At 70.9% G+C, this 23,562-nt stretch carries 24 protein-coding genes and 1 riboswitch; of the genes, 14 read left to right on the top strand and 10 right to left on the bottom strand.

What is annotated here, in order from left to right; translation table 11 throughout:
• Positions 1–8: 8 nt before the first annotated feature.
• The 4 genes from ACZ4AA_RS22820 to ACZ4AA_RS22805 form a co-directional block, all read right to left on the bottom strand.
• Positions 9–1,034 (bottom strand): ABC transporter substrate-binding protein, encoded by a 1,026-nt coding sequence (locus ACZ4AA_RS22820; protein ID WP_467605390.1) that lies wholly within the window; start codon positions 1,032–1,034, stop codon positions 9–11.
• 153 nt (positions 1,035–1,187) lie between these two features.
• Entirely contained in the window at positions 1,188–1,973 is a 786-nt protein-coding gene (locus ACZ4AA_RS22815) for an amino acid ABC transporter ATP-binding protein (protein ID WP_467605389.1), read from the bottom strand.
• On the bottom strand, positions 1,970–2,974 hold the full coding sequence (locus ACZ4AA_RS22810; RefSeq protein WP_467605386.1) for an amino acid ABC transporter permease: 1,005 nt from the start codon (positions 2,972–2,974) through the stop codon (positions 1,970–1,972). The genes ACZ4AA_RS22815 and ACZ4AA_RS22810 overlap by 4 nt, the downstream gene beginning before the upstream one ends.
• Before the next feature lie 166 nt (positions 2,975–3,140).
• Complete coding sequence (locus ACZ4AA_RS22805) at positions 3,141–3,275, bottom strand: hypothetical protein (protein ID WP_467605382.1); 135 nt, start codon at positions 3,273–3,275, stop codon at positions 3,141–3,143.
• 157 nt (positions 3,276–3,432) lie between these two features.
• Positions 3,433–3,578: riboswitch (SAM riboswitch) on the top strand.
• Between the two features lie 36 nt (positions 3,579–3,614).
• Between ACZ4AA_RS22805 and ACZ4AA_RS22800 the strand changes: the two genes are divergently transcribed.
• The 4 genes from ACZ4AA_RS22800 (at position 3,615) to ACZ4AA_RS22785 (ending at position 7,265) form a co-directional block, all read left to right on the top strand.
• Complete coding sequence (locus ACZ4AA_RS22800) at positions 3,615–3,680, top strand: putative leader peptide (protein WP_351121255.1); 66 nt, start codon at positions 3,615–3,617, stop codon at positions 3,678–3,680.
• Between the two features lie 112 nt (positions 3,681–3,792).
• On the top strand, positions 3,793–4,596 hold the full coding sequence (locus tag ACZ4AA_RS22795; RefSeq protein WP_467605377.1) for a cell envelope biogenesis protein OmpA: 804 nt from the start codon (positions 3,793–3,795) through the stop codon (positions 4,594–4,596).
• A gap of 377 nt (positions 4,597–4,973) precedes the next feature.
• Positions 4,974–6,230: an acyltransferase family protein gene (locus ACZ4AA_RS22790; RefSeq protein ID WP_467605374.1), complete on the top strand. Its 1,257-nt coding sequence runs from the start codon at positions 4,974–4,976 to the stop codon at positions 6,228–6,230.
• Positions 6,231–6,305: 75 nt separating this feature from the next.
• Positions 6,306–7,265, top strand: coding sequence for an expansin EXLX1 family cellulose-binding protein (locus ACZ4AA_RS22785; protein WP_467605372.1), 960 nt, complete (start codon positions 6,306–6,308; stop codon positions 7,263–7,265).
• A 102-nt stretch (positions 7,266–7,367) separates the two neighbouring features.
• Here ACZ4AA_RS22785 and ACZ4AA_RS22780 read toward each other — a convergent pair whose 3' ends face one another.
• The 5 genes from ACZ4AA_RS22780 to ACZ4AA_RS22760 all read right to left on the bottom strand — a co-directional run bounded on the left by ACZ4AA_RS22780 (position 7,368) and on the right by ACZ4AA_RS22760 (position 10,963).
• Positions 7,368–8,591: a PP2C family protein-serine/threonine phosphatase gene (locus ACZ4AA_RS22780; RefSeq protein ID WP_467605368.1), complete on the bottom strand. Its 1,224-nt coding sequence runs from the start codon at positions 8,589–8,591 to the stop codon at positions 7,368–7,370.
• Positions 8,592–8,682: 91 nt separating this feature from the next.
• Positions 8,683–9,441: an IclR family transcriptional regulator gene (locus ACZ4AA_RS22775; RefSeq protein WP_467605364.1), complete on the bottom strand. Its 759-nt coding sequence runs from the start codon at positions 9,439–9,441 to the stop codon at positions 8,683–8,685.
• A gap of 153 nt (positions 9,442–9,594) precedes the next feature.
• Entirely contained in the window at positions 9,595–10,053 is a 459-nt protein-coding gene (locus ACZ4AA_RS22770; RefSeq protein WP_467605361.1) for a MarR family winged helix-turn-helix transcriptional regulator, read from the bottom strand.
• A 61-nt stretch (positions 10,054–10,114) separates the two neighbouring features.
• Positions 10,115–10,474 carry a DUF6204 family protein gene (locus ACZ4AA_RS22765; RefSeq protein WP_467605358.1) on the bottom strand — a complete coding sequence of 120 codons (360 nt, stop codon included), beginning with the start codon at positions 10,472–10,474 and terminating at the stop codon, positions 10,115–10,117.
• Positions 10,475–10,606: 132 nt separating this feature from the next.
• Positions 10,607–10,963 carry a hypothetical protein gene (locus tag ACZ4AA_RS22760; RefSeq protein ID WP_467605355.1) on the bottom strand — a complete coding sequence of 119 codons (357 nt, stop codon included), beginning with the start codon at positions 10,961–10,963 and terminating at the stop codon, positions 10,607–10,609.
• 326 nt (positions 10,964–11,289) lie between these two features.
• On the opposite strand from ACZ4AA_RS22760, the gene sigK reads away from it, so the two are divergent.
• From sigK to ACZ4AA_RS22720, 8 genes are all read left to right on the top strand, one after another.
• Positions 11,290–11,886, top strand: a complete 597-nt coding sequence (sigK, locus tag ACZ4AA_RS22755) for an ECF RNA polymerase sigma factor SigK (protein ID WP_467605351.1) — start codon at positions 11,290–11,292, stop codon at positions 11,884–11,886.
• On the top strand, positions 11,883–12,617 hold the full coding sequence (locus ACZ4AA_RS22750) for an anti-sigma factor (RefSeq protein ID WP_467605347.1): 735 nt from the start codon (positions 11,883–11,885) through the stop codon (positions 12,615–12,617). The genes sigK and ACZ4AA_RS22750 overlap by 4 nt, the downstream gene beginning before the upstream one ends.
• Before the next feature lie 195 nt (positions 12,618–12,812).
• Complete coding sequence (locus tag ACZ4AA_RS22745; RefSeq protein WP_467605344.1) at positions 12,813–13,658, top strand: MIP/aquaporin family protein; 846 nt, start codon at positions 12,813–12,815, stop codon at positions 13,656–13,658.
• Positions 13,659–13,680: 22 nt separating this feature from the next.
• Entirely contained in the window at positions 13,681–15,198 is a 1,518-nt protein-coding gene (glpK, locus tag ACZ4AA_RS22740) for a glycerol kinase GlpK (protein WP_467605341.1), read from the top strand.
• 288 nt (positions 15,199–15,486) lie between these two features.
• Positions 15,487–15,978, top strand: a complete 492-nt coding sequence (locus ACZ4AA_RS22735) for a peptidylprolyl isomerase (protein WP_467605337.1) — start codon at positions 15,487–15,489, stop codon at positions 15,976–15,978.
• Positions 15,979–16,353: 375 nt separating this feature from the next.
• Positions 16,354–16,917: a hypothetical protein gene (locus ACZ4AA_RS22730; protein WP_467605334.1), complete on the top strand. Its 564-nt coding sequence runs from the start codon at positions 16,354–16,356 to the stop codon at positions 16,915–16,917.
• A 282-nt stretch (positions 16,918–17,199) separates the two neighbouring features.
• On the top strand, positions 17,200–17,637 hold the full coding sequence (locus ACZ4AA_RS22725) for a DUF485 domain-containing protein (RefSeq protein WP_467605330.1): 438 nt from the start codon (positions 17,200–17,202) through the stop codon (positions 17,635–17,637).
• On the top strand, positions 17,634–19,244 hold the full coding sequence (locus tag ACZ4AA_RS22720; RefSeq protein WP_467605328.1) for a sodium/solute symporter: 1,611 nt from the start codon (positions 17,634–17,636) through the stop codon (positions 19,242–19,244). Before ACZ4AA_RS22725 ends, ACZ4AA_RS22720 begins: the two co-directional genes overlap by 4 nt.
• A gap of 97 nt (positions 19,245–19,341) precedes the next feature.
• Here the strand turns inward: ACZ4AA_RS22720 and ACZ4AA_RS22715 are convergent, their stop codons facing one another.
• The gene (locus ACZ4AA_RS22715; RefSeq protein ID WP_467605325.1) at positions 19,342–20,835 is read right to left on the bottom strand and encodes a long-chain-fatty-acid--CoA ligase; all 1,494 of its coding nucleotides are present in this window, start codon (positions 20,833–20,835) and stop codon (positions 19,342–19,344) included.
• Between the two features lie 245 nt (positions 20,836–21,080).
• Here ACZ4AA_RS22715 and ACZ4AA_RS22710 point away from each other — a divergent pair, with 245 nt between their 5' ends.
• Positions 21,081–22,082 (top strand): AraC family transcriptional regulator, encoded by a 1,002-nt coding sequence (locus ACZ4AA_RS22710; RefSeq protein WP_467605321.1) that lies wholly within the window; start codon positions 21,081–21,083, stop codon positions 22,080–22,082.
• Positions 22,083–22,461: 379 nt separating this feature from the next.
• Positions 22,462–23,514 (top strand): beta-keto acid cleavage family enzyme, encoded by a 1,053-nt coding sequence (locus tag ACZ4AA_RS22705; protein ID WP_467605317.1) that lies wholly within the window; start codon positions 22,462–22,464, stop codon positions 23,512–23,514.
• The last annotated feature ends 48 nt before the right edge of the window (positions 23,515–23,562 follow it).

Below are 23,562 nucleotides of genomic sequence, written 5' to 3'. Positions count from 1 at the left end.
GGTGTGGTTCAGGAGTTGTCGAGCGGCAGGCCGGGCGGGTTGACCTCGGAGGTCTTGACCGCCTCGTTCGAGAGGTTCCAGGCGGCCAGCCACTTGCCGTACTGCCCGTTCTTGATCAGGTAGTTGATGGCGTCGGCGACCGGCTTGGCGAGCCCGCTGTCCTTCTTCGCCGTGGCCGCGATGAGCCCCTGGATCGTCTCGCCCGCGCCGGAGAACTGCCCTGCGTTGCGGGTCGGGTTGGGGGACTTGGCGTTCTGGGTGACGTGGTAGGCGACGGCGGGGTTGGGGCCGAAGGAGGCGTCGATCTTCCCGCTGTTCAGGGCGAGGGCGGTGGCGTTGTTGTCCTGGTAGTACTTGACGGTGAGCTTCTTGCCCTCCTTGGCCAGCTTCGCCTTCCACTCCAGGAGGATCTTCTCCTGGTTGGTGCCGGCGCCCACCGCGACGGTCCTACCCGCGAGGTTGCGGTAGTCGCCGCCGAAGTTCCAGGTGCTCTTCTTCGGAACCTCGAAGGCGAGGTTGTCCTGCCGGTAGGAGGCGAACTCGTACTTTCTCTTGCGCTCCTCGGTGTCGGTGACGTTGGAGAAGGCCACGTCGACCTTGCCGCTGTCGACGCCGACGAAGAGGTTCTCCCAGGTCGAGTTCTTGACCACCGGCTTCAGTCCGAGGACGGCCGCGACCAGTTTGCCGAGGTCCGGTTCGCTGCCGGTGAGCGTCTTCTGGTCCGAGCCGACGAAGTTCAGCGGCGCCGAGCCGGCGGGCAGCGCGCCGATGCCGACCACCAACGTGCCTTTCTTGGTGACGGACTTGGGCAGCTCTGCGCTGATCGCCTTCACCTCGGACACGTTCAGCGCGGTCTCCTTGGCGGCTCCGTTGGACAGTGCTCCCACCGTCACGGTGCCGGCCTTGTCGGACCGCGTCCGGGTGGCGGCGTCGCTGTCTCCGCCGCAGGCGGCGAGAGAGGCGGCGAGGGAGGCGACGGCGGCGGTCGCGGCGACGCCGCGCAGGGTCCTGCTGTTCAGGCCGAGGGTACGCATGGCTGTCCTTTTCGGGTGTGCGGTGAGGAACGTGGGGGGAGCGGCCCGGGTGGGCCGCGGAATCGAGGGGGCTGCCCCGCCGTGGGTCGGGGAAGGCAGCGCGAGGGAGCGCCCCGTCGAGCGGTGTCGCGCGGGGCGTCCGGGCGGGAGCGGTCAGAGCACCTTGCTCAGGAACTCTCTGGTGCGCGCTTCTCGCGGCTGGTCCAGCACCTGCTCGGGCGGTCCCTGTTCGACGATCCGGCCGCCGTCCATGAAGACCACCCGGTCGGCGATCTCCCGGGCGAAGCCGATCTCGTGGGTGACGATGACGAGGGTGGTGCCGCTGTGGGCCAGGTCCTTGATGACGGCGAGGACCTCGCCGACCAGTTCGGGGTCCAGGGCGGACGTCGGTTCGTCGAAGAGGATGACCCCGGGCCGCAGGGCGAGAGCACGGGCGATGGCGACGCGCTGCTGCTGACCGCCCGACAACTGCCGTGGGTAGGCCCCTGCCTTGTCGACCAGGCCCACCCGCGCGAGCAGCTCGCGGGCCAACTCCCTTGCCCCGGGCCTGGACAGCCTGCCGGTCGCCACCGGAGCAGCGGCCACGTTGCCCAGGACGGTCAGATGGGGGAAGAGGTTGAAGTTCTGGAAGACGAACCCGATGCGGCTGCGCTGGGCCAGGATGACCCGCTCGCTCAGCTCCTTGAGCCGGTCGCCCTGCCGGCGTACGCCGATGAGCTCGCCGTTCAGGCTGACATGGCCGAGTTCGGGCTTCTCCAGGTGGTTGATCACGCGCAGGAGGGTGGACTTCCCGGAGCCGGACGGTCCGAGGATGACCGTCACCTCACCGGGCCGTACGGTCAACTCGACGCCGTTCAGGACCTGTTGGAGGCCGTACCACTTGTGGACGTCGTGCACCTCGACCGCCGCCGGCCGGGGGCTGCTCGTCACGCCGCTCATATCGCCGTCTCCCTACGGACCCGGGCCCGCGCCTCGCGCAGACCGCTTCGCACCTTCTGCAACGGGGTCGGCGGCAGGGTGCGCAGCGCGCCCCGCGAGTAGTACCGCTCGACGTAGAACTGGACGACGGAGACGACGCTGGTGAGGATCAGGTACCAGGCGGTGGCGACGAGGAGCAGGGGCACGATGTCGCCGGGGTAGGTGCTGCCCATGCTCTGCACGGTTCCGAACAGGTCCAGCAGGGACACGTAGAAGACCAGCGAGGTGCCCTTGATCAGACCGATCAGCTGGTTGACGTAGTTGGGGGTGATGGAGCGCAGTGCCTGCGGGAAGACGATCCTCGCGAACTGGTACCGCTTCGGCAGACCCAGGGCGGAGGCGGCCTCGTGCTGCCCCTGGTCCACGGAGAGGAGGCCGCCGCGTACCACTTCGGAGGCGTACGCCGCTTCGTTCAGACTCAGTCCCACGACGGCGACGGCCATGTCGGTGGCCAGGCGCGACTCGTCGAAGCTGAAGAAGGCGGGACCGAACGGAACACCTACGCTCAGCGTCCGGTACAGCGCACTGAAGTTGTAGAGGAAGAGCAGCACCACGATGAGGGGCACCGAACGGAACAGCCAGGTGTAGACCCAGCTCACCGCGCGGAGCACCGGGCTCCGGGAGAGCCTGGCCAGCGCCAGCAGAATGCCGCCGAGCAGGCCCAGCACGGCGCTGTAGAACGTGACTTCGAGGGTGATCAGCAGGCCGTCGAGAACGGTCGGGCGCAGGAACCAGTACTGGAAGCGGTCCCACTGGTAGAAGGGGTTGGTCACCAGGCCGTGGGCGATCTGGGCGACCAGCACGAGCACCACGGCCGTGATGATCCAGCGGCCGGGACGCCGGAGCGGAAGGACCCGCTGAGCGGCCAGGGGTTCGGGTGCGGCAGGAAGGTCGGTCAGGGGGATCGCCTCTGCGGGCGTCGCTGATCCCAAGGACACAGCGCTGCCAGGAGGTTGACTCATGGGGAGCTCCAGCGGATTCGGACACCCCGGATCCACGCGGGCGGCAGCGCCGCGCCGAGCGGGAGACGGCTCGGTACGAGGCGGTGCGCGGCGGCATGCGGAACGGGGGCTGGACAGGAAGGGACGCACCGCGACAGCGGTGGACGTCAGAGACTCGGAGGAACCGTCAGCCCTGGCTGAGAGGGCGGCACATGCCCGTACACAGGGCGCTGTTGACACGCAGCAGGTCCACGGAGCGGTCGGCGCACAGCACATCGCGACCGGTGCGCCGCCATGCGGCCGTCCCGTCAGCTGTGTGCATCGCCGTCACCATTTCTTCTCCGGCCGAAAAGGCATCCTGTTGTGGGCCGCACGTTAGGCCTGTCCGGAAAAGAATGTCAATGCGGGTGACCACCAGGTGAGACCGTGTTGTCGGCCTTCTTGACGGCACAACAGAGCGCCCCGAAACTTGCATGGACGGTCACGATTGTCAGCGCCCCTCGGTGCGGGTTCGCCCCCTCCGGTGGTCATCGGCCCCGGCCCGCTGACAGGCAACCCTTCCACCGCGACGGGGTGCCCCGGGTGACGACCGGGTCCCGCCGGCGTGGCGGGGCAAGCGTGGTCTCGCGTCTCGCGAGCCCTGAGGTCGGGACCGGTGGGAATGCCAAGGAACGGCTTGACGAGGCGCCTGCACATCGATCTGTTGCGTGTCTCCAGCGCCTACTGATCCGCGACCGGTCCGTCAGATCCGGACCGGTGCGACAGGCGCAGTCAATCCGCATTCCGGCCGCCGGTGCCCACAAAGCGGCGGTGGCTTCCGTCTTCCCCCAGGGAGAGTCATGCCTGAGACAGCTTCGCGCACGTCCAGTTCCGTCAACACCCGTCCCTGTGAACAGATTTCGCTCCCCTCCACGCTCCCCTCCACGCTTCGGCTCACGCCGGCGGTCGCGCCGTCCGTCCTCCCCCACCGTGTCGACAGCCGCATCGGCGTGGGCCTGGCCGGCGGCTTCTACCCGGCTCCGCACCGCTACGAGCTGTATCTGTCGCGGAGTTGTCCGCACTCGCTGCGCATCGCCATCACCCTGGGGCTGCTCGGTCTGAAGGACTCGGTCGCCACCACACTCCTCACGGACCCCGTGCGCACCCCCGACGCCTACGCTTCACTGCGCCGGGCCTACGAGGCGACCGAGCATCACTTCGACGGGCCGCTGACGGCACCGGCACTGTGCGACCGCTGGAGCGGACGCATCGTCAGCAACCACACGCCCGACATCCTCCGCGATCTCGCGGGGCTGCTCTCCGGCCACTCCACGACCTGCCCCTCCACTCTCTGGCCTCCCTCCCTCACCGCCGACATCGAGGCCCTCCGCGATCTGCTGGAGCGCGATGTCACCCCCTCCGCCCCGCCCTCGGAACTCGCGGCGGCCCTGGACCTGCTGGACTGCCAACTCACCTCGCGGCCCTACATCCTCGGCGACGGTCTCACGGCGGCGGACGTCGACGTATGGGTGGCGCTCACCGGTCTCGGCGGCCCGGAGGCCCTCGGCGCGCGGCCCCGGCTCCTGGACTACGCACACCGTCTCGGCGAGCACCCCGCCTTCCGGCCGGCCACCGACGCGGTACCCCTGACGACGGACGCCTGAGGCCTGACGCCCCCGACAAGACCCGCTGTCCAGCCCGCCCGGGGTCGCCCGGGCGGGTGCGCGTTCCTCACGCGGACCGACGCGCGGCCCGCAGCGCACGCCTCACACACGAACCGGCCGCCGCGGCCCCGGAAGTGGCCCCGGTCGGCCGCCCCCGCCGCCGTGCGGTTCACCCGCGTGGATCCAGCAGGATGGGCGATCCCGGCGAAAGCCGTCCCTTTCGAGCGTGTCCCGTGCCGTGCGGCCGGGCGTTCGCACTTCCATGTGGCGTCCGGCCCCGCGAACCAAGTCCCGGCGAGCCGCCGGACCGGGCCGCTCCGTTCGCCGTGCCCGCTCGCCGGCCCGTCCGGCGAACCTCCTCCGGGCAGGGAAACCCCATGGAACCGGCACCTCCCGCTGTCCGGCCGCTCCCCCGGCCGTCGCCCCCATCCGGCGGATCAGCCGACACCGCGCGGCTGGGCTGGCTGGACGCGCTGCGCGGGATCGCGGCACTTCTCGTGGCGGTCGACCATGCGTCGTACGCCTTCCTGGCGGAGTCCAGGGAGCAGCTGGCGCCCCTGGTGAACATCGGCCGGTACGGCGTGATGCTGTTCTTCCTGGTGAGCGGCTATGTCATCCCCGCCTCGCTCGAACGCCGGGGCTGCGTGCGGACGTTCTGGATCGGGCGGGCCTTTCGTGTCTACCCGCTGTGGGCCGCCCTGGTCGGCTCGGTCGTGCTGCTCGACCTCCTGGGCGTCGCGCGCCTCGGCCCTCGCTTCGCGGGGCGGGATCCCGTCACGGTCGCCGTCGCGCATCTCACCCTGCTCCAGGAGCTGCTGGGGACGCCGAGTCTGCTGCTCGTCCTGTGGACGCTGTCGTACGAGCTCGCCTTCTACCTGCTGGTCGTCTCCCTGTACACGGTCCGCCTGCACCGGCACCCGGCGACCGTGGCCGTGGTCCTGGGAGCGCTCGCCGCGATGAGCGCGGCGGCGGCGTTCGTACCGCGGGCGTCCGCGCTGTCCTGCGTGGTCGGCACCGGCCCCCTGGTCATGCTCGCTGCGACGGTGCTCGTGATCGCCGTGTGCTGCGGGAGTTCCCGGCGTTCCGCGCCGCGTGTGCCGGGGGCCGTCGCGGGAGGCGTCCTCGCCCTGGTCCTGGTCGCCTTCAACGGCACGGTTCCCCTCTGGGAAGGCCTGGTGATCCTGGCCGTGATGTTCCTCGGCAGCGCGGTACGGCGGGCGGAGGCCGGCGAGTGCACCTGGCCGCACGCGGCCCGGACAGCCGCGGTGGTGCTGGTCTGCACGGTGGGCAGCGCCTACGAGCAGGGCGACGGCGCTCACTTCGCGCGGCGCGGCTGGATCACGGCTCTCCTGCTGGCCGCGCTCACCTTCGGCCTGGCTCTGGCCCTGCGCCGACGGAGGTTCCCGCGCGCTCTGACCCGGCTGGGGACGATCAGCTACTCCGTGTACCTGGTGCATCCGGTCCTGCTGGCGGTGAGCGACAGCGTCATCGGCCGGTGCCGGCATGACCGTCCCGTGCTCGAAGCGGGGTTCTTCGCCCTGCTGCTGCCGGTGTCCGCGCTGGCCCATCGCCTCATCGAGGTGCCGGGCATGGAACAGGGACGCGAACGGATCCGCCGGATTTATTCGACGTGACCCCGTCAATCCATGGTCCGTAGTAGACATGCGACGTGTCCCGCTCGGTCCCGCGCGGGCGGAGAACGGATGCGCATGAAGGAAACGAAGCGAGGCTCGCGACGGCGCGGGCGCGGGCCGAGGCCGCGGAACGCCGCTCTGGTCGCCCTGGTCGCGGCCGGGGCTCTGGTCGCTCTGGTCGTGGCGTTCCGTCCCGGCGGCCACCCGGCCGACGCGGGGCATCCCGTCGCCTCTACGGTCGGCGGCGCCCGGGGGACCTCGGGTCCGGGCCGGTCGGCTCCGGCCGGATCGACGTCTCCCACGGCCACGCGGTCGCCGGACCCCTCGGTCTCCCGGGCCGTGACGGCCCGCCCGTCGGCCACGGCGGCGCGGCCGTCGGCCACGGCCACCCCGCGCACCGCGGCGACGACCGCTTCCCTGGCGGGACGGATCCGCCCCGGGGTCGGCTACCGGGGAGTGGCGACCACGTACGACGCCGGGAACGGAGACGGCTCCTGCTCCTACGGTCCGAGCGACGTCGTCCTGACCGCGGCGATGAACCACACCGACTACGAAACCTCGAAGGCGTGCGGGGCGTACGTACGGGTGCGGGCGGCCGGCGGCGCCACCGTCACGGTCCGGATCACCAATGAGTGCCCCACGGGCTGCGCTCCCGGGCAGCTCGACCTGAGCGCGCAGGCGTTCGCCCGGCTCGCGAACCCGTCGGCCGGCCGGATCCCGATCACCTGGAAGCTGCTGAGCCCCGGCACCTCCGCTACGGTCGCGCTCCGCTACAAGACCGGATCCAGCCGCTACTGGTGCGCGGTCCAGGTGATCGGGCACCGCAACCCGGTCGCCCGGCTCGAACTGCGGGCCGGCGGAACCTGGCGGCGGCTGCCGCGCAGCGGCTACAACTACTTCCTCGCCGAGGACGGCGGCGGGTGCGGCGGCACGATCCGGATCACCGACATCTACGGTGAGCGCCTGACCGTCGACGGCATCGCGCTGAGCCCCGACACGGTGCAGACGACCCGGCTCCAGTTCGCCCGGCACTGAACGGGGTCCGGGGGTGCGCCCCGCCGTGTCCCGGGTGCGCCCCTCGCACGCCGGGGCGCACCGGAGCACACCTGGAGGTGAGCGACTCGGTCGCTCACCCCCTCACCGGCACAGTTGGTCCGTACCCCCGCCGCAGCCCACCCCGGCGACCGCGGAACCGGCTCCGGCGGTGACCGCGGTCATCGGCTCGGCGAGGACCGGCTTGCGGAGCAGCAGCAGCGCCGCGTCGTCGTGCAGACGCCCGCCCACATGGGCCTGGAGTTCGGCGTCGAGCGCGGCGAGCGTGGCAGCCGGTTCGTCGGACACGTGCCGTGCCAGGCCTTGCGCGAGGGCGTAGAACTCGCGGCCGTGGTCGCGGGCCTCGGTCACACCGTCGGTGTACAGCAGGAGCTGATCGCCGTCGGCCAGCGGCAGTACCTGAAGGCTCGGGGACTCCCCCGTCAGGGCCCGCAGCCCGAGCGGAGGGGCGGGATCGACGGGGTCGACCGACACCACGCCGCCGGACGCCCGGACATGGAGCGGAGGAGCGTGCCCGCAGTTGACGACCTCCAGCCGGCCCGGCTCGGGGTACCCGGCGACCACGGCGGTGACGAAGTCGTCGAAGCCGAGGTTGCGCGCCAGGCTCCGCTCGATCCTGGCGACGACCGCGAGGAGGTCCGGTTCGTCGTACGCGGCCTCGCGGAAGACGCCGAGCACGAGCGCGGCCGTACCCACGGCGGGCAGCCCCTTGCCCCGGACGTCACCGATGATCATCCTCACGCCGTGCGGTGTGGGCACCAGCGCGTAGAGGTCGCCGCCGATCCGGGCCTCGGCCGCTGCGGCGCTGTAGCGCACGGCGACCTGGAACGGACCGACGTTCGACGGAATGGGCGCGAGGAGCGCGTGCTGCGCGGCCTCGGCGACCGAGCGGACGGCCGCGAGGACCCGTTCGCGGCGCCAGCGCAGCGCGCTGGCCAGGACGCTCGCCAGCGTGACGGACGCCAGCGCCGACAGGACGGCCACGAGCTCGCCGCCCGGAACGCCGTCCCGGATGCCGAGCATCGCGCTCAGCGCCGAGGCCAGGAAGCCGACGCACAGCACCCCGTACGGCCGGCTGGTCGTGGCCGCCAGCGCGGGTCCCGCGGCGAGCAGCGGGAGCCACAGGATTCCCGCCCGGCCCGCCAGGTCGACGAGCACGATGGCTCCGACGATCAGTAAGGGCAGCACCGACGTGCCGAAGGCGAGGTGGGCGGCGCGCTTGCGGGCCGCCGCCCAGGAACCGGCACCTCGCTTCCCGAACGTCCGTTTCAGCCAGTGCTCGCTACCGTGCTCTCGGGCCCGACTCATACTCGTCCGCAGTCCTCACCTGGGTTCATCCCTGAAATGTCCGGTTGGTCTAGGAAAGACGTTCGAGACGTGATCCACAAGCACGGAGATTTCACATAGTGAGCGACAGGCTCCTGGTCACGCGGTTCGCGGTCGGGATCAGCTTCGTCACGACGTCGCGGAGCCGGGACAGCCGCTCCGCGGGGAGCGAGACGCCGAGCGAACCGAGCGTGTCCCCGCTGTAGACGGGTACGGCGACGCAGACCGTGCCGAGGGCGTACTCCTCCAGGTCGGTGACCGCGGGGGCCACCGGCGACGCGGCCAGGCGCCGGAGCAGTTCCGGCCGGCTGGTGATGGTCCGCGGGGTGAGGTCGGCGAGCGTGTGGCGGGCGAGGTAGTCGTCGCGGGACTCCTCGTCGAGTTCCCGCAGGACGGACTTGCCGAGGGCGGTGGCGTGCCCGGCGTCCTCGAATCCGACCCAGAGGTCGACCCGGGGCGCCCGGGGCCCGTCGACGATCTCGGCGACCCTGATCTCGCCCTCCTCGTAGAAGGTGAGGTAGGCGGCCGCGGCGAGTTCGTCGCGCAGGGCGGCGAGGGTGGGGCGGACGCGGCTGAGCAGCGCCTGCCCCCGGCCCTGGGTCTGGAGCGTCTGCATCTTGTCGCCGAGGATGAACCCGCCGTCGTCGAGCTTGCGGATGTATCCGTCGTGGACGAGGGTCCGCAGCAGGTGATAGGCGGTGGCCAGCGGAAGCTCGGTCTCACGCGCCAGCTGCTTGGCGGGCGCACCGGTCTCGTGCGCGCTCACCGCCTCCAGCAGGCGGAAGGCCCGCTGGACGGAGGTGATGAGCGTGGGCCCGTCGCGAGCTCCCATGCCACCAGCGTGCGCCGAGCGCACGGGACAGGCAAGGCGGAGTCGACGGGACGGCTTGGGAGCCGCCGGATCCGAGACCGGCCGGCACCGGACGGCCTCCTCGGACGGGACACCGCACAGGACACTCCGTCCGACCCCGGCCGGCGATTCGCTTCAGGACCCGCCCGACCCACGCCGCGCGAACCCGATGCCTCCGAGGCGCCCGAGAAGGCCGGCCAGCCGTGTCGTCTCCTCGGTGGTCCACGCCGGTTCGGCGAAGACCTCCTCGGCCACGTGCTCCGCGGTCACGAGCATCTCCGCCAGGCGCTCCCGGCCGGTCTCCGTCAGGGCCGCGTAGGCCACCCGCGCGTCGCGGGCGTCCGCGTCCCGCCTGACCAGCCCGATGCGTTCCAGCGGTACGAGACCTCGGGTGACACCGGACGCCGTCAGCCCGAGCGCCTCCGCCAGGTCCACCCGGCGCATACGGTCGCCCGGAGCCTGGGACAGGCGCAGCAGCATCGTGAAGTCGGCCAGGCTCACCCCGTGCAGTCCGCCGAGACTCGCGTCGAACCGCTTCACCAGGGCGGCCTGCGCCCGCATCAGACGCAGGACCGCGTCCAGCCCCTCACTCATTGACACCTCCTTGACTACTCAAGCATATCGACGACACAAGCCCTCGTTCACTACGAGGGGATCAGGGGGTGTGCTGCGCGGCGGCCCGGCGCTGCCGCTTGCCGAGGGGCGCCTGGGAGAGATCCTCGGCCTGGGACTTGAGCCGCTTGAAGCCGTAGCCGCGCTCGGTGAGCCAGGCGGTGGCGGTGGCCTCGGCCCGCTCGACCGCCTCCAGGATGTCCTCCTCCGCCTCTCCCGAGTCCAGGAAGCGGAAGGTGAAGGCCGGCCGGGCGGCCACGTCGTAGCTGAGGTGCCCCTCGGGGGTGAAGGCCGCGCGCAGGACGTCGTGTTCCGGCGCGCGCGCCAGCAGTCCGGCGCGCTGGTCCGCGCTGAGCCCGTCGAAGACACCGCGAACGGTGATACGGAAGGTACGTGTGGTCATCCGGGGAGCCTAACCAACGAGGCCGGAGGCTTTCCACCGCGTTTCCCGCGCCCGGCACGGCACCGCTCCCCGGCGCCGGCGAGCGGACCGGGAGCGGTGGCCCGCACCCGGTCCGCCTCCCTGCCGGATCACTCAATGGCGGTGCTGGTGGCAGTCCCAATGACCCTTGACCCACACCTTGTCCCAGTGACCGGGGACGTAGACCCACTTCTGCACCCAGCCGTGGGCGTGGTGACCGTGGTGCCAGGTGTCCTGGTGGACCCACTTCTTGGCCCAGTGACCGGGCACCCACTTCTTCTCCCAGTGCCCCTTCTTCCACTCGCAGCGGTCGTGGTGGCCATGGTGGTCGGCCGACGTCCCCGACGGCGCGGGCGGCGGGGTCGTGGTCGCGGCGGCGACACCGGACGTACCCAGCGCGGCCCCACCGGCCAGCAGGCCCGTCGCGGCCGCACCGGCGAGCAGGCGCCGGACGCTGACGCGTGTGGTCATCGGACTCACCTCCCTCTGGATGTGATCGACGTGCACAACGGGAGCCGGTGTCACGGAGGTTCGCGCCGAGACTGTCGGTACGTTCCAAGGCTCCCGCCGTGCTGGACATAAGCCATTCGGAGTGACAAAAGGTACGTATGAGGATAGACCCGGGTAAGTTTTCGGTACGAGTTTTCGGGAGACCGTTACGACTTCTCGTCGGATCCGTCCGGAACCGGCCCCCGGCACCCCGACCCGGCACGGCGATTTCGCGGCGCTCCCGGCTCATCCGCGGGCCGGGACGGCTACGAATACACGCTGAAAGCGACGGACGGATGCTGTGAGCGATGCCCAAGACCGGCCAGGACGGACACGGTTCGCGACGCCCCCCATCGGCGGAGGCGTGGCTGGACGCCCGGCTCGCACGCGCCGCGCGAGGTGACCAGGACGCGTTCGCCGACGTGTACGACACGCTCGCGCGGCCGGTCAAAGGCCTCGTGTGCCGCGTGCTGCGGGACGAGGCACAGGCCGAGGAGGTGACGCAGGACGTGATGGTCGAGATCTGGCGGACCGCGGACCGCTATCGCCCCGAACTCGGCAGCGCCCGGGGATGGGCCCTGACACTCGCGCACCGGCGGGCCGTCGACCGGGTCCGGCAGGTCCAGGCGAGCGCGGCGCGGGAACGGCGCAGCGCCCTGCTCGCGGAGGACCGCCCGTTCGACGAGGTGGCCGAGGCCGTGGAGCGCCACGAGGACCACGACCGTGTGCAGCGCTGCCTCGCCGGCCTTGAGCGGCACCAGCGCGTCCCTCTGGTGCTCGCCTACTACCAGGGCATGACCTACCTGGAAGTGGCCGCCTGTCTGGCCACTCCGGCGGGCACCGTGAAGTCCAGGATGCGCTCCGGGCTGCGGCTGCTCCGCAGATGTCTGGAGGCCGGCCCATGACGGCGGCCCGGGACCCGCACGAGCTCGTCGGCGCGTACGTCCTGCACGCGCTGCCGGCGGCCGAGGAGGCCTCCTTCGAGAACCACCTGGCCGGCTGCGCGGAGTGCCGGGACGAGGTGACGGAGTTGTCCGAGGCCACCCTGTGGCTCGCCTCGGCCCAGGAGGCGGCCCCCTCCCCCGAGCTGCGCGGACGCGTCCTCGAACAGATCGCCCGGACACGTCAGGAGCGCCTGCCGCGCGCCCTCCCGGTCCGCCACCGGGCCCTGCGGGCGGCCCTCGCCGCATGCCTCGCCCTCGCGGCCGCGCTCGGCGGAATCGCCGTCTGGCAGCACACCCAGGCCGACGAGGCCCGCGCGGAAGTCACCTCCCGGCAGGCCCAGGCGTCCGTCCTCGCCGACCTCCTGACGGCCCGCGACGCCACGATCAGCACCCGCGGGCTCGGCGACGGGGCCGACATCAGCGTGGTCGCCTCCCGCTCCCAGGGCCGGGCGGCCTTCGTCGCCTCGGGCCTGCCACGCCTGGCGGGCGATCAGGTCTACGAACTCTGGTACGCGGCCAAGTCCGGTGACCTCCGCCCGGCGGGCCTGCTCCCCGGCACCAGCGGGGGGCACGCCCGGCTGCTCCACGGATCACTCGACGACGTCAGCGCCGTGGGCATCACGGCCGAACCCGCGGGCGGATCACGACAGCCGACGAGCGAGCCGCTCGGCATCGTCACGGTCCCCGCATGACACGGCCGGGGCGGTCCGGGCTCCTCGGGCGACGGCCGCTCCGCCGTATCCCACCCAGGAGTAGCCGGATATGACCCAGTAAAACTAGATAGTTAACTTTTGATGCATTTCGCTGTTGATCATCCTATGCTGAGGTGAGGGAGGGCTCGGGCGGCGGTCAACAGCCGGTCCTGGACCGGCGGGAAGCGGGCTTCCATGACTGAGCGGTTCAAAGGGTCGGGGCTGATCGGCGAGTTGTCCGGTGAGTTCCTCGGCACGTTGATTCTCATCCTCTTCGGGTGCGGCGTGGTGGCGCAGGTGGTCGCCGGCGGAGCACTCACGACACCGCCGGGCGGTCTGGGAAACCACGACAGCATCGCCTGGGCCTGGGGCATCGGCGTCACCATGGGCGTCTACGTCGCGGCACGGCTGAGCGGCGCCCACCTCAACCCCGCGGTGACCCTGGCCCTCGCCACGTTCCGCGGATTCCCCTGGCGCAAGGTGGCCCCGTACGTGGTGGCCCAGACCATAGGCGCCTTCGTGGCCGCCCTGATCGTGCGCTGGAACTACACCGAGGCCCTGGCGAAGGCGGACCCCGGCCACACCATCAAGACCCAGACGGTGTTCTCCACGCTGCCCGCCAACGGCAATCCGAATCTGCCGATCCACGAGTGGGGCGCGTTCCGCGACCAGATCATCGGCACCGCCATCCTGCTCCTGGTGATCATGGCGGTCACGGATCTACTCAACACCCCGCCCGGCGCGAACCTGGGCCCGTTCATCATCGGCCTGCTGGTCGTGGGCATCGGCATGGCATGGGGCACCAACGCGGGCTACGCGATCAACCCGGCGCGCGACTTCGGACCGCGGCTGGCCAGCTTCCTCACGGGATACGGAGGGGCATGGCGAGATCAGTACGGGAACTTCTACTTCTGGGTGCCGATCATCGGTCCGCTGATCGGTGGTGTGCTCGGCGCCGGAATGTACAAGTTCTTCATCGGCCGGTTCCTGCCGACGGCGGAACCCGAGCCCCCGGGACGCATCCCGGTCCCCGAGGCCTGACACCCGGCAGAGGCGGCAACTCATGGCTGACTTCGTGGGCGCGGTGGACCAGGGGACCACCAGCACCCGATTCATGATCTTCGACCACGCGGGCAACGAGGTGGCGAAGCACCAACTGGAACACGCGCAGATCCTTCCGCGCTCCGGATGGGTCGAGCACGACCCCGTGGAGATCTGGGAGCGCACCAACTCGGTGATCCAGAACGCCCTGCGGCACAGAAACCTGACCGCCGAGGACCTCGCGGCGATCGGCATCACCAACCAGCGGGAGACCACCGTCGTGTGGGACCCGCGCAACGGCCGTCCCTACTACAACGCCATCGTCTGGCAGGACACCCGCACCGACTCCATCGCCGCGGCCCTGGAGCGTTCGGGGCAGGGCGACGTCATCCGCCGCAAGGCGGGGCTGCCACCGGCGACGTACTTCTCCGGGGGCAAGATCCAGTGGATCCTGGAGAACGTCGACGGGGTCCGCGAGGCCGCGGAGCGGGGCCACGCCCTGTTCGGCAACACGGACGCCTGGGTCCTGTGGAACCTGACCGGCGGTCCCGACGGCGGCATCCACGCCACCGACGTGACCAACGCGAGCCGCACCATGCTCATGGACCTCGAAACCCTCGACTGGGACGACGAACTGCTGGGCTTCTTCGGTGTTCCGAGGGCCATGCTGCCCAGCATCAACCCCTCGTCCGACCGCGAGGCGTATGGCACGGCGCGCACCTCGCGGCCCCTGCGCGCCGCCATCCCCATCACCGGGGTCCTCGGCGACCAGCAGGCGGCCACCGTCGGACAGGTCTGCTACGCACCGGGCGAGGCCAAGAACACCTACGGCACCGGTAACTTCCTGGTCCTCAACACCGGTGCGGAACTGGTCCGTTCACAGCACGGCCTGCTGACCACCGTGGCCTACCGGTTCGGCGGCGAGCCGGCCGTCTATGCGCTGGAGGGCTCCATCGCGGTCACCGGATCCGCGGTGCAGTGGCTGCGCGACCAGATGAAGGTCATCAAGGACGCGGCCGAGAGCGAGGCGCTGGCCCGCAGCGTGGAGGACAACGGCGGGATGTACTTCGTCCCGGCGTTCTCGGGCCTGTTCGCCCCGTACTGGCGTTCCGACGCCCGCGGCGCGATCGTCGGACTCGCCCGGTACAACAGCAACGCCCATCTGGCCCGTGCGACGCTGGAGGCGATCTGCTACCAGAGCCGCGATGTCGTCGAGGCGATGGAGCAGGACTCCGGAGTCCATCTGGACGTGCTCAAGGTCGACGGCGGCGTGACCGCCAACGACCTGTGCATGCAGATCCAGGCCGATGTCCTCGGCGTACCCGTCAGCCGTCCCGTCGTCGCCGAGACGACCGCGCTCGGCGCCTCGTACGCGGCCGGTCTGGCCACCGGGTTCTGGAAGGACACCGACGAACTGCGCACCCATTGGCAGGAGTCCAAGCGCTGGGAGCCCCAGTGGTCCGAGGACCGGAGGCAGCAGGGGTACGCGGACTGGAAGAGGGCGGTGGAACGCACGCTCGACTGGGCGAAGGTGGAATAGCGGGAGCGACGGAGCACCGACGGTGACCGTCGGTGCTCCCTCCGGCCCCCGCCGTGGATCGCGGCGGGGGCCGAACGGGTCTCCGGACCTCATGCCGTGTGCGGTCGCGAACCCGGCCCGTCGCCCGCGACCGCTTGCGTCCGGCTCGCTATGCGGACACCTGTCACCGGCGGACGGTCGTTCCCTCCCCGCGGGCCACACGCCGAACGATCACCCCCGGTCACGCGCCCACCGCCTCAGCTTCTCTATGCTCGGAGGCGAACCTTCGCATCCATGAGGAGCAGAGCAATGAGCCAGAACGTCTTTTTCGAGGTAACCGCCGACGGCGAGCCGCTGGGCCGCATCGAGTTCAAGCTCTTCGACGACGTCGTCCCGAAGACCGCGCAGAACTTCCGTGAGCTCGCCACCGGCGAACACGGTTTCGGTTACGAGGGCTCGCCGTTCCATCGCGTCATCCCGGACTTCATGCTCCAGGGCGGCGACTTCACGCGCCAGAACGGTACCGGCGGCAAGAGCATCTACGGCGAGAAGTTCGCCGATGAGAACTTCAAGCTCAAGCACACCAAGCCGGGTCAGCTGTCGATGGCCAACGCGGGCCCGAACACCAACGGCTCGCAGTTCTTCATCACCACCATCGTCACCGACTGGCTGGACAACAAGCACGTCGTCTTCGGCGAGGTCGTCGAGGGCATGGACGTCGTGAAGGCGATCGAGGCGTTCGGCAGCGGTTCGGGCACCCCCTCCAAGAAGATCGTCATCTCCAAGAGCGGCACCGTCTGAGCGGTCCGGCACACCGTGCCGGGTCCCTCCCACGGACACCCCGGGCGAGGGCGGCGGGTGACGAACCCGCCGCCCCCGCCGGGCGGTGGTCGCACGGGACCCCGCGGCCACCGGAACCGAACCCGCCCCACGCGTCGCGGCGTCCCGAAAGAGTTCGGCCGGATTCATGGCCGGATCCCGTACACCAGGGGACCGGCCGCGCCGCGAGGGGTAGCCCTTCCCGGACACGCCTGAGCGCGTGAGGGTTGGGGGGAGCTGGCCCGGGTGAGTTGGCGGGGGCGGACACCGGCACAACGCTTGTCAGGACGCGCGCAACGGCGATCGGCCGTACGCCGGCTGCGTGCGGAAGGGGCCTACGGGCCCGTACTTCGCGATGTGCTGCCCGCTCTCGCCGCGGTCGTCGTCCTCCTCTGCGCGATCGTCGCGGGCCTCGCCGTCGGCTACCGCGTCGCCGGCATCGGCGTGCCCCTCGCCGCACTGGCCGTACTGGCCGTCGCCACGCCCACCGCGATCCGGCGGAACCGGCCGACGGCCCGGCGCCGCCTCGGCTTCTACACACCCGAGGAACTCGCGGAGCTGGACACCCAGGGCCTCGCCCTGGCCGTCTCCCGGATGCTGCGCCGGGACGGCTGGCGTGTGGTCGCGCCGCGCAGAGCCGAGAACCGCGTCCGGGTCCGCGCGCGGGACGGTCACGGGCACCGTCTGGAAGTCGCCTTCCGGCCCGTGGCCGAGCCGCTGCCCGACGAGGACACGCCCTCGCGATCCAGCCGTCCGGGCGGCCCCGGCCCGCCGCTCCGGCTCGTGGTGCACCGTGGAACCTTCACCCGGCGTGACGTCCACTGGGCACGGCGCCAGGGCGGTGTCCGTCTGATCGACGGTTCGTGTCTGAGGCGGTGGGCCCACGGGACACCGCTGAACGAACTGAGCGACTTCCCCTGAGTCCGCAGGGACCCACCGACCGTACGAACCGACCGCCCGTACGAACCCGGCCTCCACCGCATGTCCGTGCCGGCCACACCACAGACCTCACTCCGAGCTCTCGCGCAACAGCGGTTTCTCCCACAACAGACGAGGTCAGCGGCATGGACACGTTCCCACCAGGTAGTTGAAGGAAAGCCCTTCGCACGGACCGACGAGCCGCATAGCGTTCGAGGACCCGAGCCGTCCCCCACCGTCCCGCGGTCCACGCACGCCGGGCCCGCACCCCACGAGGAGACCGGCATGTCGTACGACAGTTCCGCCCCGCGGCCCGAACGACCGCCCCGGGGACACCACAGCTCCTTCGCCGACCACGTCCCCGACCCGGCCGCGGCGGAACCCTTACGCGGCGGGGCATCACCCCGCACCTGGACCGGACACCACCGCGATCTGCGGATCCTGCGCCGCGCCTACCGACGCCAGCGGCGCGTGACCACCTTCGCCGTGCTCGGCTGCTTCACCCTCTTCCTCGGCCTCTGCGCCGGCTGCCCCACCCTGATGGACCGGCCCGTCACCGACGGTCTCTCGACGGGCCTGGTGATCGCCCTCGCCCAGATCCCCGCCACCTGGCTCGCCGTGCTCCTCTACGAGCGCACCGCCCGCCGCTATGTCGACCCCCTCGCCCACCGGGTGACCCGGAGTGTCCCGTGGGCCGGCGGCGAGCGGGAGCGGAAGCGGTGAGCGCCTTCTCCGGCTCCACCCAGTCCTGGTCCCTGGTCGCCTTCTCCATCGCCGTCACGGTCACCCTGCTGCTGTGCGTGCTGACCGGCCCCGACAGCGACGACCTCGCCGAGTTCTACACCGGATACCGCTCGCTCTCCCCGCTGCGCAACGGACTCGCCATCGCCGGCGACTACATATCCGCCGCGACGGTCCTGACCATCGGCGGTGTGATCGCGCTGTGCGGTTTCGACGGCGTCGTCCTGGCCCTCAGCACCCTGCTCTCGCTGCTGGTCCTGATGTTCCTGCTGGCCGAACCCCTGCGGAACACCGGCAAGTTCACCATGGGCGACGTACTGGCCCGGCGCATGCCCGGACGCTCCGTACGGATCACCGGGTGCGCGGTCACCATCGCCGCCCTCGTACCGATGATGCTCGTCCAACTCGCCAGTACAGGAAAGCTGTTGGCGTTCATCCTCGGTTTCACCGACAGCTCCATGAAGACGGGCTGCATCGTCGGGGTCGGCGCTCTGATGATCACGTACGCCGCCATCGGCGGTATGCGGGGCACCGCGTTGATCCAGCTCCTGAAGATGGTCGCGCTCCTCGGTTCCGGCATCGTCGTCGCGGTGCTGATCCTCGGCCGGTTCCACTGGAACCCCGGGGCGCTGTTCGACGCGGCCGCGCGGCGCAGCGGTTCACCGGACGCGTTCCTGCACGGCGGGCTCGAGTTCGCCGGCGGTCCGCATCCCCGGCTCGACATGATCAGCACCCAGTTCGCCATCGTGCTGGGCGGTGCCTGCCTGCCGCATGTGACCATGCGGATGTTCACCGCCAACAGCGCGCGCCAGGTGCGGCGTTCGATGTCCTGGGCGGTGTCCTCGGTGGCGTTGTTCATGCTGGTGGCGGGAGTTGTGGCCATCGGCGCGACGGCGATGATCGGCCGGTCCGGTGTCACCGCCGCCGACCCGCGCGGGCACACCGCCTATCTGCTGGGCTCACGTGCCGCGTTCGGCCCCGTGGTGTCCCGGCCCGAGACCCTGGTGTTCACCACGGTCACCACGGCCATCTTCCTCACGCTGCTCGCCTCGGTCGCGGGGATGACGCTCGCCTGCGCCAACTCGCTCGCCCACGACGTGTTCGCGGGCCGCGGCACCGCTCTGTCGTCGCAGCGCGAGACCGGAATCGCCCGCGGCTCGGCGCTCGTCGTCGGCACTCCCGTGATCGCCCTCGCGGTCGTCGTCCAGAACCGGAGTCTTCAGCCGCTGGCCACCCTGTCCTTCTGCGTGGGCGCCTCGGCGATCGCGCCGGCCCTGGTCTACAGCCTCTTCTGGCGCCGCTACACCCGCGCCGGTCTGCTGTGCACGCTCATCGGCGGCACCCTCGCCGTGCTGGTCCTGATGCCGGGCACCCGGCTGGTGTCGGGCTCCCCGACGTCCGCGTTTCCGGGCGCCGACTTCAACTGGTTCCCGTTCACCACCACGGGGCTGGTGTCCATCCCGCTGGGCTTCCTGTTCGGCTGGCTCGGCAGCGTGCTGTCCGGGCGCCGTGCGGCCGACCGCGAGCGGGGGGTGTACGAGAGTGTCGAGAGCCTGATCCTCGCGGGGCCGCGCCCGAGGGAGTGGTGAGGGTGGCGGGGCCGCCGTCACCCTCACCACCCCCGACAAGGCCTGCGCCCGCACCGGTTCACCGGCCGCCGCCACGGGTGCACGACCACGGACCGGTTCAGGAGCCGCTGATCACGATCTCGCGCTTGAGGATCTTGCCCGTGGGGCCGGTGGGCAGCTCGGCCGCGATCTCGACGACCCGGGGGTACTTGTACGCGGCGACCCGCTCCTTGGCGTAGGCGCGGATCTGCTCCGCCGTGGCCTCGGCCCCGGGCCTGAGCGTGACCACGGCCGCCACCTCCTCACCGTGCAGGGGGTGCGGCACGCCGACGACGGCGGCCTCGGCGACGGCGGGGTGCTCGTACAGCACCTCCTCGATCTCGCGCGGGTAGACGTTGTAGCCACCGCGGATGATCATGTCCTTCTTGCGGTCGACGATGAAGTAGAAGCCGTCCTCGTCGACGCGGGCCAGGTCTCCGCTGTGGAACCAGCCGTCGCGGATCGCCTCCGCGGTGGCGTCCGGGCGGTTCCAGTACCCGGTCATGACGTTCTCGCCGCGGATGGCGATCTCACCGACCTCGCCGGGCGCGGCCACATCCCCGTCCTCGGCGACGAGCCTCATCTCGACCCCGCGGACGGGCACGCCGATCGAGCCCGCCTTGCGCGGGCGGTCCGGGTGGTTGAACGCGGCGACCGGTGAGGTCTCGGACAGTCCGTAGCCCTCCAGCACGGCGGCGCCGAAGCGCCGCTCGAATCCGTGCAGGACCTCCACCGGAAGCGCTGCCCCGCCCGAGACGGCCAGCCGCAGCAGACCGGCGTCGAAGCCGTCCGGCAGGTCGGCGTGCAGCAGGGCCGCGTACATCGTCGGCACCCCGAGGAAGACGGTCACCCTGTCCCTGACGACGACCTCCAGAGCGCTTCTCGGGTCGAACCGGGGCAGCAGGGTCAGCGTGGCTCCGGCCGCGACGGCCACGTTGAGCGCGCAGGTCTGGCCGAAGGCGTGGAAGAGGGGCAGGCCGCCGAAGAGGACGTCGTCCGGTCCGACCTGAAGGAGGGTCTCGGCCGTGGTGAGGGTGTTGCGGGCCAGGTTCCGGTGGGACAGTTCGGCGCCCTTGGGGGTGCCGGTGGTGCCCGAGGTGTAGAGGATCAGGGCGGGATCGTCGTCGGCCCGGTCCGGGGTGTCGCGCAGGGGCTCGTAGCCGCGCAGCAGGGCGTCGAAGGTCCCGGGGTCGGTGACCAGGCAGTCGGTGCCCGTCTCCGCGGCGGCCTTGGCCACCTCCTCGGCGAACAGCGGGGACACCAGGGCGATCCGCGCTCCGCAGTCGCGCAGGGCGAAGGCGACCTCGCGGGCCTTGAGCAGCGGATTCATCGGGACGACGACTCCGCCGGCGCGCAGGATGCCGTAGTAGAGGACCGGGAACAGCGGCACGTTGGGCATGGTCAGCGCGACACGGTCGCCCGGCGTCAGACCGCGCTCGCGCAGCAGCCCGGCCACCCGCGCACTGGCGTCGTCCAGTTCGGCGTAGGTGAGCGTGCTGTCGTCGTGGCGGACCGCGACGCGCTCGCCGTGGGTCGCGACGGTGGCGGCCAGAAGGGTGACGAGGTTGGTCATGCCGGGTATCTCCTTGAGTTCGTCGCGCGGGGCGCGGCGGTGGCGCGCGGTCGGATCACATCGCGAAGCGTGACCCACGGGTGTGCGTCCTGGCCACCTGGTCCCCCGGGAACGGCCGGCCATCGGCATGGCAGGTGGCCTGAACGCTCCGGCGAACGGCGTCATGCTAGGTTCCTCGACCACCGCCCCGCTTGTCATGGCGGGACAGGAAACTTGGCTTTTCGGGACATTCCTGGAGCGCGCCCATGAAACCGCTGGTCCGCACCGCCGCCCTGAGCGGCTATGTCGAGCTGTCCCGCTCCCTGGGGATCGATCCGCAGGCCCTGCTGAAGCGGGTGGGCCTGGACACCGCGGCCCTCACCGTCCAGGACCGGTGGATCTCCGGCACGGCGGCCGTCCAGGTGCTGGAACTGTCGGCGGCCGAGTCCGGTCACGAGGACTTCGGGGTGCGGCTCGCGGAGTTCCGGCGTTTCTCCACCCTCGGACCCATCAGCCTGGTCGTCCGCGAGGAACCGGACGTGCGCAGCGCGCTGGAACTGCTGATCCGTCATCAGTACATGTACAACGAGGTGCTGCACACCCGGCTGTCCGAGGGGGACGGACTGGCCACGCTGAAGGTGGGCCTTCGGCTCGGTGAACCGATGGAGTCCCGGCAGGCCACGGAGCTGGCCGTCGCCGCGTTCCACCGCATCCTGAGCGACTTCCTGCACGCCAGCTGGCAGCCGCTCTCCGTGTGGTTCCGGCACCCCGCGCCGGCGGACACCTCGGCGCACCGGCACGCGTTCGGGCCCATCGTGGAGTTCGGCCGCGAGGTCGACGGGATCGTCTTCTACGCCGACGACCTCGACGCCCCCAACGCCATGGCGGACCCGTTGATGCGCGAGTACGCCCGCCAGTACTTCGACGCGATCGCCGTCCCCAAGGACACCACCGCCGCGGACCGGGTGCGCGAACTGATCGAGGTCCTGCTGCCGACCGGGCGCTGCACGATCGAACAGGTCGCGCGCAGTCTCGGCGTCGACCGGCGCACCGTCCACCGCCATCTGGCCGCGTCGGGCGAGACCTTCTCCTCGGTGCTCAACACCACCCGGCGCCACCTCGCGGAGCAGTTCGTGGCGAATCCGCGGCGGTCGCTGACAGAGATCTCGGACCTGCTGGGGTTCTCGTCACTGAGCGGGTTCTCGCGGTGGTTCCGCGAGCAGTTCGGGTGCAGTGCCAGGGCGTGGCGCGGGAGCAGGACCCTGTAGCGCTCCCGGCGCGCCGACGCCCCAACTCCCTTGCCGGGCACCTGCCGTGACGGGTGGGACGGGCGTACCGGACCACACGCGGCTCCCCGGGAGTGCCGCGTCACCGATGTCCCCAAATGACAAATCATCTGTCCCCTGGCGGCAAGCACGTCCCCGGATGCGGCCCTACCTTGGCACCACCGCACAGAACAAGCGGTCGGCCGGCGGATGGAGTTGCACCACTCCCCCGTACTCCCTCCGGACCGGCCGATCGCGGCGGGCCGGCTCGCGCCCGCTGTCACCGGTGACCCGCATCGATCCCGCCGGAACTCCCAGGCCCGCGCAGCTCGCGGCGATGCCCCCCGGCGAGTGATCACCGATCCGACGAAGGAGACGGACCGTGCACTTCCACGACGACTCGCTCTTCCCCGAGAACCAGGAAAAACTGGTCATCCAGGCCGCTCCCTACGGGCCCGAATGGCTTCCCGGCGACGCCGACGACCTTCCCCTGACGATGGACGAACACGTGCAGGCGGCCGTCGACTGCCACAACGCCGGTGCCACCGTTCTCCACATCCACGTCCGCGAGCTCGACGGCAAGGGCTCCAAGCGCCTGTCCATGTTCAACGAGTTGATCGGACGGCTGCGCGAGGCCGTACCGGACATGGTCCTCCAGATCGGCGGGTCGATCTCCTTCGCCCCCGAGGGCGAGGGCTCGGAGGCCAAGTGGCTCGACTTCGACAGCCGTCACATGCTCGCCGACCTGGATCCGAAGCCCGACCAGGTCACCATCGCGATCAACACCAGCCAGATGAACATCGTCGAGATCATGACCGACGAGGACCTGGAAGGCACGTCGATCGCCAAGCCGGACTACTACAAGGCGTACCGGGACATGTACCTGGAGGCCGGTCCTGACTTCTACCTGGAGCACCTGGAGCGGCTCGGCGCGAACGGCATCCAGCCGCACTTCCAGCTGGCCACCCTCGCCCAGCTCGAAACCGTCGAGCGCCTGATCCGGTCGGGTGTCTACAGCGGCCCGCTGGTCCTCAACTACGTGGCGATCGGCGGCGGTTTCGCCGGCCGGCACCCCGCAGACCTCATCGAGTTCGTCCGTCGCGTTCCCGACGGGGCCGTCCTCACCATCGAGAGCTCCATGCGTGCGGTGGCGCCCATGAACGCGATCGGCATCGCGCTCGGCGTGCACGTCCGGGTGGGCAACGAGGACAACCTGTGGCGGCGCAAGGGCGAGCGCATGTCCAGCGTCGAGCAGGTCGAGCAGATGGTGCGGATCTCCGAGGCGCTCGGCCGTGACATCGCCACCGGCGCGGAGGCCAGGAAGATCTACCGGATCGGCGAGACCTACTCGGGCACCGACGAGACGCTCGCGCAGCTCGGCATGGTGCCGAACCGCCGTCCCGGCCGGCGCGGCTTCATGCTCCGCGACGCCTGACCCTCGGCTCCGCGCGACCTGATCGAGGAACCCGCCGCGCCCGGCCCG

Source organism: Streptomyces sp. NPDC024698 (assembly GCF_055559015.1).
This window is presented reverse-complemented; position numbering and strand designations above follow the sequence as displayed.

Bases quoted from the DNA above. Each gene is read 5' to 3' on its own strand.
- ACZ4AA_RS22820 (WP_467605390.1), bottom strand. From the start codon at position 1,034: ATGCGTACCCTCGGCCTGAACAGCAGGACCCTGCGCGGCGTCGCCGCG.
- ACZ4AA_RS22815 (WP_467605389.1), bottom strand. From the start codon at position 1,973: ATGAGCGGCGTGACGAGCAGCCCCCGGCCGGCGGCGGTCGAGGTGCAC.
- ACZ4AA_RS22810 (WP_467605386.1), bottom strand. From the start codon at position 2,974: ATGAGTCAACCTCCTGGCAGCGCTGTGTCCTTGGGATCAGCGACGCCC.
- ACZ4AA_RS22805 (WP_467605382.1), bottom strand. From the start codon at position 3,275: ATGCACACAGCTGACGGGACGGCCGCATGGCGGCGCACCGGTCGCGAT.
- ACZ4AA_RS22795 (WP_467605377.1), top strand. From the start codon at position 3,793: ATGCCTGAGACAGCTTCGCGCACGTCCAGTTCCGTCAACACCCGTCCC.
- ACZ4AA_RS22790 (WP_467605374.1), top strand. From the start codon at position 4,974: ATGGAACCGGCACCTCCCGCTGTCCGGCCGCTCCCCCGGCCGTCGCCC.
- ACZ4AA_RS22785 (WP_467605372.1), top strand. From the start codon at position 6,306: ATGAAGGAAACGAAGCGAGGCTCGCGACGGCGCGGGCGCGGGCCGAGG.
- ACZ4AA_RS22780 (WP_467605368.1), bottom strand. From the start codon at position 8,591: ATGAGTCGGGCCCGAGAGCACGGTAGCGAGCACTGGCTGAAACGGACG.
- ACZ4AA_RS22775 (WP_467605364.1), bottom strand. From the start codon at position 9,441: ATGGGAGCTCGCGACGGGCCCACGCTCATCACCTCCGTCCAGCGGGCC.
- ACZ4AA_RS22770 (WP_467605361.1), bottom strand. From the start codon at position 10,053: ATGAGTGAGGGGCTGGACGCGGTCCTGCGTCTGATGCGGGCGCAGGCC.
- ACZ4AA_RS22765 (WP_467605358.1), bottom strand. From the start codon at position 10,474: ATGACCACACGTACCTTCCGTATCACCGTTCGCGGTGTCTTCGACGGG.
- ACZ4AA_RS22760 (WP_467605355.1), bottom strand. From the start codon at position 10,963: ATGACCACACGCGTCAGCGTCCGGCGCCTGCTCGCCGGTGCGGCCGCG.
- sigK (WP_467605351.1), top strand. From the start codon at position 11,290: ATGCCCAAGACCGGCCAGGACGGACACGGTTCGCGACGCCCCCCATCG.
- ACZ4AA_RS22750 (WP_467605347.1), top strand. From the start codon at position 11,883: ATGACGGCGGCCCGGGACCCGCACGAGCTCGTCGGCGCGTACGTCCTG.
- ACZ4AA_RS22745 (WP_467605344.1), top strand. From the start codon at position 12,813: ATGACTGAGCGGTTCAAAGGGTCGGGGCTGATCGGCGAGTTGTCCGGT.
- glpK (WP_467605341.1), top strand. From the start codon at position 13,681: ATGGCTGACTTCGTGGGCGCGGTGGACCAGGGGACCACCAGCACCCGA.
- ACZ4AA_RS22735 (WP_467605337.1), top strand. From the start codon at position 15,487: ATGAGCCAGAACGTCTTTTTCGAGGTAACCGCCGACGGCGAGCCGCTG.
- ACZ4AA_RS22725 (WP_467605330.1), top strand. From the start codon at position 17,200: ATGTCGTACGACAGTTCCGCCCCGCGGCCCGAACGACCGCCCCGGGGA.
- ACZ4AA_RS22715 (WP_467605325.1), bottom strand. From the start codon at position 20,835: ATGACCAACCTCGTCACCCTTCTGGCCGCCACCGTCGCGACCCACGGC.
- ACZ4AA_RS22710 (WP_467605321.1), top strand. From the start codon at position 21,081: ATGAAACCGCTGGTCCGCACCGCCGCCCTGAGCGGCTATGTCGAGCTG.